General features: G+C 55.4%; 11 protein-coding genes. 3 read left to right on the forward strand and 8 right to left on the reverse strand.

Annotated features, from left to right (window positions below; genetic code table 11):
- Window positions 1–4: 4 nt before the first annotated feature.
- From pilQ to ASE39_RS20115, 5 genes are all read right to left on the reverse strand, one after another.
- Window positions 5–2077: a type IV pilus secretin family protein gene (gene pilQ, locus ASE39_RS26065; protein WP_242421512.1), complete on the reverse strand. Its 2073-nt coding sequence runs from the start codon at window positions 2075–2077 to the stop codon at window positions 5–7.
- A gap of 65 nt (window positions 2078–2142) precedes the next feature.
- Window positions 2143–2685, reverse strand: coding sequence for a pilus assembly protein PilP (locus ASE39_RS26070; RefSeq protein ID WP_082615522.1), 543 nt, complete (start codon window positions 2683–2685; stop codon window positions 2143–2145).
- Window positions 2682–3362, reverse strand: a complete 681-nt coding sequence (locus tag ASE39_RS20105; protein ID WP_057272288.1) for a type 4a pilus biogenesis protein PilO — start codon at window positions 3360–3362, stop codon at window positions 2682–2684. Before ASE39_RS20105 ends, ASE39_RS26070 begins: the two co-directional genes overlap by 4 nt.
- A gap of 2 nt (window positions 3363–3364) precedes the next feature.
- Complete coding sequence (locus tag ASE39_RS20110) at window positions 3365–3973, reverse strand: PilN domain-containing protein (RefSeq protein ID WP_057272289.1); 609 nt, start codon at window positions 3971–3973, stop codon at window positions 3365–3367.
- A complete protein-coding gene (locus ASE39_RS20115; protein ID WP_010462139.1) occupies window positions 3970–5049 on the reverse strand; it encodes a pilus assembly protein PilM in 1080 nt (359 codons plus the stop codon). The genes ASE39_RS20110 and ASE39_RS20115 overlap by 4 nt, the downstream gene beginning before the upstream one ends.
- Before the next feature lie 268 nt (window positions 5050–5317).
- On the opposite strand from ASE39_RS20115, the gene ASE39_RS20120 reads away from it, so the two are divergent.
- Window positions 5318–7711 (forward strand): penicillin-binding protein 1A, encoded by a 2394-nt coding sequence (locus tag ASE39_RS20120; RefSeq protein ID WP_057272290.1) that lies wholly within the window; start codon window positions 5318–5320, stop codon window positions 7709–7711.
- Between the two features lie 231 nt (window positions 7712–7942).
- Here ASE39_RS20120 and cyaY read toward each other — a convergent pair whose 3' ends face one another.
- Window positions 7943–8272: an iron donor protein CyaY gene (gene cyaY / locus ASE39_RS20125; protein ID WP_010462142.1), complete on the reverse strand. Its 330-nt coding sequence runs from the start codon at window positions 8270–8272 to the stop codon at window positions 7943–7945.
- Window positions 8273–8284: 12 nt separating this feature from the next.
- On the opposite strand from cyaY, the gene ASE39_RS26075 reads away from it, so the two are divergent.
- Together ASE39_RS26075 and ASE39_RS20130 are read left to right on the forward strand one after the other, a co-directional pair.
- Window positions 8285–8494 carry a lipoprotein gene (locus ASE39_RS26075; RefSeq protein ID WP_082615523.1) on the forward strand — a complete coding sequence of 70 codons (210 nt, stop codon included), beginning with the start codon at window positions 8285–8287 and terminating at the stop codon, window positions 8492–8494.
- A 122-nt stretch (window positions 8495–8616) separates the two neighbouring features.
- The gene (locus ASE39_RS20130; RefSeq protein ID WP_057229645.1) at window positions 8617–9435 is read left to right on the forward strand and encodes an MBL fold metallo-hydrolase; all 819 of its coding nucleotides are present in this window, start codon (window positions 8617–8619) and stop codon (window positions 9433–9435) included.
- Window positions 9436–9529: 94 nt separating this feature from the next.
- On the opposite strand, the gene ASE39_RS20135 is transcribed toward ASE39_RS20130, so the two are convergent.
- Both ASE39_RS20135 and msrP read right to left on the reverse strand, forming a co-directional pair.
- A complete protein-coding gene (locus ASE39_RS20135; protein ID WP_057272336.1) occupies window positions 9530–10186 on the reverse strand; it encodes a protein-methionine-sulfoxide reductase heme-binding subunit MsrQ in 657 nt (218 codons plus the stop codon).
- Between the two features lie 76 nt (window positions 10187–10262).
- Window positions 10263–11267 carry a protein-methionine-sulfoxide reductase catalytic subunit MsrP gene (msrP, locus tag ASE39_RS20140; protein WP_057228948.1) on the reverse strand — a complete coding sequence of 335 codons (1005 nt, stop codon included), beginning with the start codon at window positions 11265–11267 and terminating at the stop codon, window positions 10263–10265.
- Between the last annotated feature and the right edge of the window lie 89 nt (window positions 11268–11356).

An 11356-nucleotide genomic window follows, 5' to 3' on the forward strand; every position in this document is an offset into this window, starting at 1 on the left:
AAAATTAGCGAGCCGAAGCACGCTCGGTGATAATTTTTGGAGTAATGAAAATCAACATTTCTTGTTTATTGGCTTGCTTGGTTTTTGTTTTGAACAAATTACCGACTCCCGGGATATCACCCAAAAATGGCACCTTTGCCTCGGCATCGTCCTCAAACAATTCAAAAATACCACCAATCACGACCGTGCCGCCATTCTCAACCAACACCTGAGTCTTAATGTGCTTTGTATTAATAGCTCGTACATTTTGAAGAATTTCACCTGGACTGTCTTTATTCACATCAAGATCCAAAATTATGTTCCCTTCTGGCGTTATTTGAGGCAAAACTTCCAACTTCAAGACGGCCTTTTTAAAAGCAATAACTGTTCCGCCATTTGGTGCGGTCACGGGATACGGGAACTCAGTTCCTTGCTCTATTGATGCTTTGGTCTGATCAGCTGTAACAACTCGCGGACTAGACACAATTTTTCCCTTGCCGTCAGCCTCCATAGCAGATATTTCGAGATTCAAGAACCTATTGGCGGCGGAGTTAAAAATAGAGATGGCAAAACTTGCAGGATCAAACCCGCCTTGCGCTTGTGCAGGAAGATTCACAAAATTTCCCAACGTATTGGCTACACCACCTGCGCCTGAGGAGGCTACGGCGTTGCTATAACTGGTACCGAACGCTACGCTGTTGCTACCACCAATATTGTATCCACCGGTACCGCCACGATTGGCGCGCAAGTCTGTTCCGCCCAGCCTGACGCCTAAGGAGCGCCCAAAGGTATCAGATGCTTCGACAATCCTTGCCTCAATCATTACCTGACGAACAGCGACATCTAAGGTAGAAAGCAGCTGGCGAACCTCTTCCAATTTACTCGCTGTATCGGTCACAAACAGTTGGTTGGTTCTCGGCTCTGCAATAGCGCTGCCTCTCTCGGACAGAAATCTATTGGATGTCCCCCCTGATGCACCACCACTCGATGCCGTCAATTGGCCAACCATGTCAACTGCCTTCGCATAATTCATTTGAAATGCTTGGGTTCGTAGCGGTTCTAATTTTTGAATAGCCAACGCAGCTTCGTAGTCCTTCTTGGTCCTGTCATCAATTTCATCTTTAGGAGCAATCCACAACACCGTGCCGGATTTCCGCATCCCGAGGCTTTTGGCCTCCATAATGATTTGAAGCGCCTGATCCCAAGGTACATCCTTAAGACGAAGCGTCAGCGAACCGGTAACCGTATCAGAGGTCACAATATTGAAATTGGTGAAATCAGCAATCACCTGCAGAAGTGAACGAACTTCAATATTTTGAAAATTAAGCGACAACTTCTCACCACTGTAGCCTGGGCCTTGTGTCAATTTGTTAAGGTCGATTTTCTTTTGGCGAATTTCAATCACAAATTGACTGTCACTTTGGTACGCACTATGTTCCCACTCACCGACAGGATCAATGGTCATTCGAACCCGTTCACCTTGTTGAATAGTCGTAATAGCTTGAACAGGCGTACCAAAATCACCGACATCCAAACGCCGACGCAATCCTTCTGGCAATGCTGACTTTAGAAAATCTACGACCAAACCTTTGCCTTGCTGGCGAATATCAACTCCAACTTGACTTGAAGGAAGCATCACCACGACTCGTCCCGAGCCATCTGCACCACGCCTAAAATCGACATCTTTCAATGTCTGAATATCGGAACTAGCAGGATCAGAAAACACTGGCGCCGACGCTGATTGCGTTGAAGAGCCTGCCGACGGCGTAGCTCCCAAAGAGATCAACAGTGATTTCCCCTGGATATCGGCTTGATAGGATGTGGCCTGTTTGAGATTGAGCACAACTCGCGAACGATCACCAGCCTGCACCACATTGACCGATTTAACATTACCCTGATTCACCTCAAAAACACTTTTCCCAGAGGAGTTAGATGTATCAGTAAAGTCCAAAGCGATGCGAGGGGGCGATTGAATAGCAAATCCCGTAGGTACAGCTCGAAGAGGCTCTGCAAAATCGATACGCACCACATCTACACCATTTTGTACACTTCCCACTACGGACTGAATTATGGTCTGTGCCAGCGCACCCATTGGCATCAAAACTGCAAATGAGATCCCAACTGCAATTCGACAAATTTTAGTCGCACAAATTTTCGAGTATTTCATTTTTTAACCTCTTGCAGATCCAGGGAAGCTGTACGTTCAATCCAATCGCCTGTCGCATCCTGCACGATTTCACGTAATTGGATTGAGTTTTCAGTGATTTTCGTTATTCTTCCGTAGTTTTGCCCAATGTAGTTACCAATCCGCACTTGATAAAGTAGTTTATCTACCTTCAAAAGTGCAGTCGGAGCCCCCTTTTTATCAAGGCTGCCTACCATTGCCATTACGTCTAGTGGATAAGCCTCTAATGGCTCCTTTCGCCTTGCCATCTCTGGAGCAATCAATGCAGCATTCGATGCAGACTGAGTCGACTCCCGCCTTAGCGCTTGCGTTAGCTTTATTGGATTGAAAGGTTCAACACCCGAATCCATGGCATAGTTTTGGGGCAAAAACTGCTTTGGTTCAGTCAGCGGAGTTACCTTAGGTTTCGTTGTCGCGCGCAACTCGGACATCCATTGCCGCAATTCATCATCACCGGATGAAACACAACCCTGCAGGAGGATAGCGACTGATATCAAAAAAATCAGTTTAATTGACGTCATTTCTTACCGCCTTTCGCTACCTGCTTTTGAGCCTGAATTTCCTCAGGATCAAGGTACCTAAAGGTTCGAGCCGTAGCTTCCATGGTCAGCAGGGCACCATCTTTTTCCTTCCCCAAAGGACCGATCGATATATTATTTAAAGTGACAATTCTGGATAGATGGGCAATGTCAGAAGCGAAAGAACCCATATCGTGATATTTACCAGTAACACGAACCTGAATCGGAAGCTCAGCATAGTACTCTTTGACAACTACCTGCCCTGGCCGGAACAAGTCAAACTGCAAACTCCTGCCAAGACCCGCTTGATTAATATCAGAAAGTAGGGCAGCCATTTCAGCTTTACTCGGCAATTGCTTTTCCAATTGAATCACGTACTGCTGCACTTGCTCACGCTGCCGCTTTAGAGCCTCTAAGCTCACTGCTTTGGTCAGTTTTGACTGATAGTCTTGACGAAGAGTCTGCTCTTTCGCAACCTCCGTTGCGAGTTCGACTTCATATTCATTAATCTTGGCAAACCAGAGGACTGCGGCCACGGCGATGGAAATAAAAAGGCACAACAGAATCTTCGGAGCCACTGGCCACAAAGAAGGATCTTTAGGATCCAAATTTCGGAATTGCCTAGAGATATTTTCCTGCAAGGCAACGAAATCAACATCTTTCTTTGATTTTTTTGCCATGTCTATTTCCCAATCGCCGCACTGGCAGAGTCTTTGACTTTTTGCGCTTCACCGGTTCGCATCAACCGGAAGCGCAAATTGAACGTAGACACTCGACGCTGATCCCTAGATGTCAGTGCAATGTTACTCGCCACAATTTCCACCAATTCCGGCTTGGACAACCAAGGAGTGTTATCAGTCAAATTCCGAAGCATTTCAGAAACACGCTCATTAGACTGAGCAACACCTTGCATGGCGATAACCTGCTCAGTTTGCTTAATACTCGTCACGTACGCTCCCTCCGGTATCTGGCGTACAAGCTCATTGAGCAAGTGAACAGGGAGGTTGCGATCAGACTGAAGATCTTCTACAGCTTTCTGCCTAGCCCGCAAAGCAGCAATTTCGTCTTCAATGGTTGCAATTTCCTTGATTTGTTCTTCAAGGACTTTAATTTCGCTTTGAAGGTATGTATTGCGCTCTTGCTGAGCGGTGATCATCATCTGGAACCACCAATAGACCGCGCCAGCGATGGCGAGGCCAATCAGAAAGGAAGCGAACATCGTCGCCTGAAAGGCTTCCTTTCGACGCTTGCGTGCAGCTTCCCGGTGAGGAAGTAAATTGATCAAAATCACTGCAGGAACCTCCGCATGGCCAGACCGCACGAGGTCAAATAGGATGGCGCTTCACGCACCATTTTTTTCAAACGAACGGAACTTCCAATTTCCATTCCATCAAACGGATTGACTGCACTGCAAGCAAAGCCCGTTTGCTGGGTAACAGCTTCCGTCAAACCAGGCAGTGGCGCCGAACCGCCAGCGAGCATGATGTGATCCACACGGTTATGGGGCGTACTAGTGAAGAAGAACTGCAGAGCACGACCAATCTCCTGGGCCATGCTGTCTACAAACGGCCGAAGCACGGCAGATTGATAGTCTTCTGGGAGATCGCCATTTCGCTTTTTACTTTCAGCTTCTTCCACCGAGAAACCGTATTGGCGAACGATCAACTGGGTCAGCTGGGCTCCACCGAAGGCTTGGTCACGGTCGTACATCACTTCTTCGTTACGGATGACCTGCATGCTGGTGGTAAGTGCTCCCACTTCAAAAAGCGCGACCATTGCGTCTACGCCTTTCTTGGGCAACGCCTCTATCAAGCGCCCTGCGGCCAATCGAGAAGCGTGGGATTCAATGTCAACCACCACAGGCTTGAGACCAGCTGCTTCCGCCAGCCCTTGGCGGTCCTGGACTTTTTCACGCCGTGACGCGGCAATGAGAACGTCTACGTCGCCTGGCGCATTTTTGCTGGGCCCGATCACGCAGAAATCCAGACTCACTTCGTCGAGCGAAAAAGGAATGTACTGATTGGCCTCCGACTCGACCTGAACTTCGAGCTCTTGCTCGGTCATGCCGCCCGGCAACGTGATCTTCTTGGTGATGACCGCCGAGGGCGGCAACGCCAAGGCAACGTTCTTGGTCCGCGTGCCACTTTTCTTGACCAGGCGGCGCAATGCATCCGCCACTTCGTCGAATTTTTCGATGTTGCCATCTGTAATCCAGCCACGCTCCAGCGGTTCGATCGCGCAGCGCTCGAGAACCAAGCCGCCCGCTTTATCGCGCCCAAGCTCCACCAGTTTGACACTGGAGGAGCTGATGTCGATTCCCAGCAGTGGCGGAGACTGGCGACTGAACAAAGACCCCATTGAGCTCAAGATTGGTCCCCTGTAACTTGCCAAAATGAGGCAACAAAACTTAACACTTCACATGAATGCTATCAGTAAGATAGTTCTCCAGCAAAGATTTTTCCCCGCGTAACACTTGCGGAGCGTTGCCAAAAGCAGACGATTTTTGGATGGCTTGCAACACCGTTCGGCGACGGTGGGGCGCCTTTTGGCGCCCAGGCACGGACGGCGCATTGCGATTTTTAGAGCAGGGGAGCGGACATTTTTATAATGGGCGCTCTTACCCCTTCGGAGCGATATGCCGCCCTCTTCATCAAAGTCCTCTGACAAGCCGGACTCCTCCTCCGCTCCTGCGCGCGCCACGTGGCTCCGCTGGCTTGTACGCGCCGCCCTCTGGATGGCAGGACTGGCAACCGCAGCCGCGTTAGGGGTGGCATTGACCATCGCTGTGGCATTGGCCGTGGCTTATCCGAACCTGCCAGATGTCTCTGATCTCGCGGACTACCGGCCCAAGCTGCCGTTGCGCGTCTACTCTGCCGAAGGCGCTCTGCTGGGCGAATTCGGCGAGGAGCGTCGCAATCTCACCCCCATCGGAGAAATTCCTCAAGTCATGAAAGACGCGGTATTGGCCATTGAGGATGCCCGCTTCTTTCAGCACGGTGGGGTTGACTACAAAGGGGTTATTCGAGCGGGTTTGGCCAACCTCGGCCGTGTAAAGAGCCAGGGCGCCTCCACTATCACAATGCAGGTAGCGCGCAATGTTTACCTCTCCTCAGAGAAAACATTTACACGCAAAATTTACGAAATCTTACTGACATTCAAGCTGGAGCATTTACTGACCAAAGATCAGATTCTTGAGATTTACATGAATCAGATTTACTTGGGCAACCGTGCATATGGCTTTGCGGCAGCGTCAGAAGCGTATTTTGGCAAACCCCTGAAATCTGTGTCGGTGGCTGAAGCGGCCATGTTGGCGGGCCTTCCCAAAGCACCGTCCGCATACAACCCTATCAGCAACCCGAAACGGGCGCGGTCCCGGCAGCTCTACATCATTGAGCGCATGGAAGAAAACGGTTTCATCACCGCCGAGCAGGCCACAGGCGCCAAAAAGGAAGAACTCAAAATTCGCTCCGGCCCGGACAACACCCGAATTCACGCAGAGTATGTTGCCGAGATGGCGCGCCAGTTGATCTTCACGCAGTATGGCAACGAGGCCTACACACGCGGACTCAACGTCTACACGACCCTCAATGCGGCAGAGCAAGAGGCTGCGTATGGGGCGCTGCGCCGGGGCATCATGGACTACGAGCGCCGCCAGCAATACCGCGGCCCAGAGAAGTTTGTGGTTTTGCCGACTGCCGCCCAGGAAGTCGAAGACGCCATTGATGACGCGCTGGCCAATCACCCGGACAACGGCGATGTCCTCTCCGCCGTCGTCCTGGAGGCCTCGCCCCGCAAGATCGTGGCAGCCCGCGCCAGTGGCGATACGCTCGAAATCACCGGCGACGGCCTGAAGCCCGCGCAATCTGGCCTGAGTGACAAGGCTCCACCCAATATCAAGATCCGCCGCGGCGCCGTGATCCGGGTGGTGAAGACACCCAAGAACGCCTGGGAAATTACGCAGCTCCCCGAAGTGGAAGGCGCCCTGGTGGCATTGGACCCGCGCAGCGGAGCCATCCGGGCCCTGGTGGGCGGCTTTGACTTCGACAAAAACAAGTTCAACCACGCCGCCCAGGCATGGCGCCAGCCCGGGTCGAGCTTCAAGCCTTTCATCTACTCCGCAGCACTGGAGAAGGGGTTCACGCCCGCCACGGTCATCAACGATGCCCCTCTGTTCTTTGATGCAGGTGTGACGGGTGGCCAGCCATGGGAACCCAAGAACTACGATGGAAAGTACGACGGCCCGATGAGCATGCGCACAGGTCTCGCCAAGTCCAAGAACATGATCTCGATTCGCATCTTGCAAGCCGTGGGGCCCAAGACAGCACAGGAGTGGGTATCCCGCTTTGGCTTCGATGCGGAGAAGCACCCTGCCTACCTCACGATGGCCCTGGGTGCTGGCTCCGTCACCCCCCTCCAGATGGCCACGGCTTACTCCGTGTTTGCCAACGGCGGGTATCGCGTGAACCCCTGGTTGATCGCCAAGGTCACCGACCACAAGGGCCGCGTCATCTCCGAGACCACTCCGCCAGTCACCTCCGAGCAACCGCGTGCAATTGATGCCCGCAATGCCTTCGTCATGAACAGCCTTTTGCAGGAGGTGACCCGGTCGGGCACCGCCGCGCGGGCTCAAGCCACGCTGAAACGGCCAGATCTCTACGGAAAGACGGGGACCACCAACGACTCTGTGGACGCATGGTTTGCTGGCTATCAGCCCACAATCGCTGCGGTGACCTGGATTGGCTACGACACCCCACGCAACCTGGGGAGCCGCGAAACAGGTGGCGGTCTCAGTCTGCCGGTGTGGATCAGCTTCATGGAGCGCGCGCTCAGGGGCGTGCCCGTCATGGAGCCCACGGTGCCTGCTGGCGTGGTGAATGTGGGCGGGGAATGGTTTTACGAGGAATATGCACGCAACAGCGGTATTCCAAGTGTGGGCCTGGATGACCGCTCGGCATCGCCTGCAGTCGCGCCGCACGCGCCACCCCCGACGGAAGAGCGAAACCGCATCCTGGATCTCTTCCGCAACTGACAGGACCGCGCGTTCTGCAAACCGTCCAAGAGCCTATTTACGATCTCGCGGGGGTCGCGCAGCGGTCCTGGCGGGATGGGATGCTAGGCGCGGCGCTTGTGGATAGCCCGGCTATCCACAAGCGCCGCAACGCCGCAGACCGCCCACCCAGACCTCTGCCCGAAGGGTTGGAGCGAAATCGGGCGAGATCGTAAACAGGCTCTAAGATACTTGTGCCACCCGGGCAGAGGTTCAGGCCGAAAACTCCAGCGGCAATCCCGCTTGCCGGGCTGCGTCGCGGCTCAGGCAATCAAAGAACTCTCCGGCACCTTTCGTGTCCTGCCAGGCCTGTCCATCAAAACGGTAGTGGTATCCACCGGACCGGGCTGCCATCCAGACCTCGTGCAGCGGCTTTTGCAGATTGATAACGATCTGGGACCGGTTGGGAAACGTCAGTGTCACCATGCCCCCGGAACGCTGGGCGTCCACATCGGCATCCGTCGCATCGTTGATGCGATCGCAGCTGCGCTCGACGGCGAGGAGCAGTTTTTCGGCGTGGTCCATGAATTCGAGGTCGGTCATTACAATTTGCGCATGTTGAAAGCTTCCCAAATTCTAGTCAGGACGCTTGTCCTTGCTGCCAGTGCGGCAGCCCTTGCAGGTTGCGGTCAACGGGGCCCTCTGCATTTGCCCAGTGGCCCGGCGGCCGCGCAGCGTGCCACGCTGCCCCAGACACTGACCCCCAACGTCGGAACCTCCGCCCCTGCCGAGGCCCCCTCAAACGCAGCATCTGCGCCGCGCTAAAACGCTGCAGACGGACCGGGGCGCCCACTCCGGCGGCCAATAGCCAGGGCACTTGATTTCTATCAAGGAGGCCTCGCAGGGTCAATCGTACAGTTCGTGCTTTATTGCACCGCAGGATGGCCATGGCCCTCGAACTCTACCGCGACAAGAACCACGCTTGCCTGATGTTCACCGACCTCATCGAGGAGGACGGCCAGGCCGTTCAGGCCAATCAGTTCTTGATCGTGGACGACGATACCGGCGCCATCATCGACCCCGGTGGCAACCTGGCTTTCAACGAGCTGTTCATGGGAATGACCAAACATTTCCCACCACACAAGCTTTCGTACCTCATCGCCTCACACGCCGATCCAGACATCATTGCCTCGCTGGACCGCTGGATGACGAGCACCAAGGCCGACCTGGTGATCTCGCGCGTCTGGGAACGTTTTGCCCCCCATTTCACGAAGGTGGGCAAGACGGAGAACCGCGTCATCGGCGTGCCCGACAGTGGCGGTCACTTGCCGCTGGGCCGCCATGAACTGGTGCTGTTGCCCGCGCATTTCATGCATTCCGAGGGCAACTTCCACTTCTATGACCCGGTGAGCCGCATCCTCTTCACCGGTGACCTGGGCGTGTCCATGATGTCGGGCGCCGAGGCGCGCGTGCCGGTGACCGAGCTCAAGGCCCACATCCCGCGCATGGAGGGGTTTCACCGCCGCTATATGGTCTCCAACAAGATCCTGCGGCTGTGGGTCCGCATGGTGCGGCAACTGGATATTTCCATGCTGGTGCCGCAGCATGGCGCACCCATCATGGGCAAGCAGGCGATCAGTGATTTCTTCACCTGGATCGAGAACCTCATGTGTGGCATCGACCTGTTCGACGATCGGGCCTACCAGATTCCCACCGGCTACATCGACCCCGTAACCCGGCAGACGCGCCCGGGACCTGAGCGATAACCGCAGGCACCATAAATTCGAATGAAACTCACCTCTAGCGCTTGTCCATCAAGCGCTATTAGCTATTATTTTTGGAGCATACCCCACACAGAGACTACCGTGCGCGCGCGCCCGACACCTTTGCACCCGCTGCGCCCGGCACCGCCTGCCGCTTGCGCATGCGCATGCGGTGCCATAACCGCCAGCCCAGCAGGGCTGCAAGAACCAGCGCATACACCGCCACCTCGCCAAAGTCATTCTTGCCAGCACGCATCCAAAAGAAGTGCAGGATGGCCAGCCCCGCCACTGCGTACACGCTGCGATGCAATGCCTGCCAGCGCTTCCCGCCCAGTGCTTTGATGGCGCGGTTGAACGATGTAGCGGCAAGCAGCGTGAGCAGCAGCAGCGCCAAAGACCCCACCAGGATGAACGGCCGCTTGACGATGTCGCGCACGATGTCCGGCACGTCAAAGCCCATGTCGAACCATGCGTAGCTCAGCAGGTGCAGCAGGCCGTAGAAGAACACGAACAAACCCAGCATGCGCCGAAAGCGCGCCAGCTGGGGTGTGGAGGTGATCACGCGCAGTGGCGTGATGGCCAGTACCAGGCACAGGGCACGCAGTGTCCAATCGCCGGTGGCGCGGATCAGCGCTTCGGCCGGGTTGGCGCCCAGTTCGTTGGCCGCCGTGGCGTAGACCAGCCACACCAGCGGGAACAGGCACAGCACAAAGACCACAGGCTTGGCGGCGGGATGGAGCAGAAGTTTGCGCATGGCGATCCGTGCCCTCTTCTGCCACCAGAACGACAGCCCGAGCGGAAGAAAAAAGGGCAAAAAGGGCGTACGGCGATCAGTAGAACTTTTTGAGGTCCATGCCCGCGTAGAGCTGGCCCACCTGGGCTTCGTAGCCGTTGAACATCAGCGTCTTGCGCTTTTTCGCGAACAGGCCGTCTTCGCCGATGCGCCGCTCGGTGGCCTGGCTCCAGCGGGGGTGGTCCACCTCGGGGTTCACGTTCGAGTAGAAACCGTATTCCTGCTTGGCCGCCTTGTTCCAGGCCGTGCCAGGCTCCTTCTCGACAAAGCGGATCTTGACAATGCTCTTGGCGCTCTTGAAACCGTACTTCCACGGCACCACCAGGCGCACGGGCGCGCCGTTCTGGTTGGGCAGCACCTCGCCATACATGCCAAAGGCGAGCAGCGTGAGGGGATTCATCGCCTCGTCCATGCGCAGACCCTCCACATAGGGCCAGTCGAGCACACGAGAGCCCACAAAAGGCATCGTCGCCTTGTCCGCCAGCGTCACAAATTCCACATACTTGGCGCTGCCTTGTGGCTCCACACGTTTGATGAGTTCTGCCAGCGAGTAGCCCACCCAGGGGATGACCATAGACCAGCCCTCCACGCAGCGCAGGCGGTAGATGCGCTCTTCCTGTGCGCTGAGCTTGATCAGGTCTTCGATGCCGTACTTGCCCGGTTTCTTGACAAGGCCCTCAACCTCCACCGTCCAGGGGGTGGTCTTGAGGGTATGGGCGTTACGTGCAGGGTCGGCCTTGTCGGTGCCGAACTCATAGAAGTTGTTGTAGGTGCTCGCGTCCTTGTAGTCGGTGAGCTTCTCCATCGATACCGCCCCGGCCACGGTGGACTTGGCGCCCGCCAGCGCGGCGAGCTTGTTGGGCCGTACCACCTGCGCCTGCTGGGCCAGCGCCTCGCGGCCCGCCCACGTGGCAAGCGCGGCACCCGCCGCACCGCCTGCCATCAGCCGGAGCATCTGGCGCCGGTCTTCGTAGACCGTGCGGGGCGTGATTTCGGAGGAGTGGGGGTGGTTAAAACCCGAATCGCGCGATGGAATCAGCATGGGAGGCTCCGGTCATGGTCTGGTTGAAACAGCTGCGGCGGTAGAGCAGGACAACTGTTAGTTCGTTCCCTGGACCGCTCAGGTTACAC

The organism is Acidovorax sp. Root267 (genome assembly GCF_001429215.1).
GTDB classification, from domain to species: domain Bacteria; phylum Pseudomonadota; class Gammaproteobacteria; order Burkholderiales; family Burkholderiaceae_C; genus Acidovorax; species Acidovorax radicis.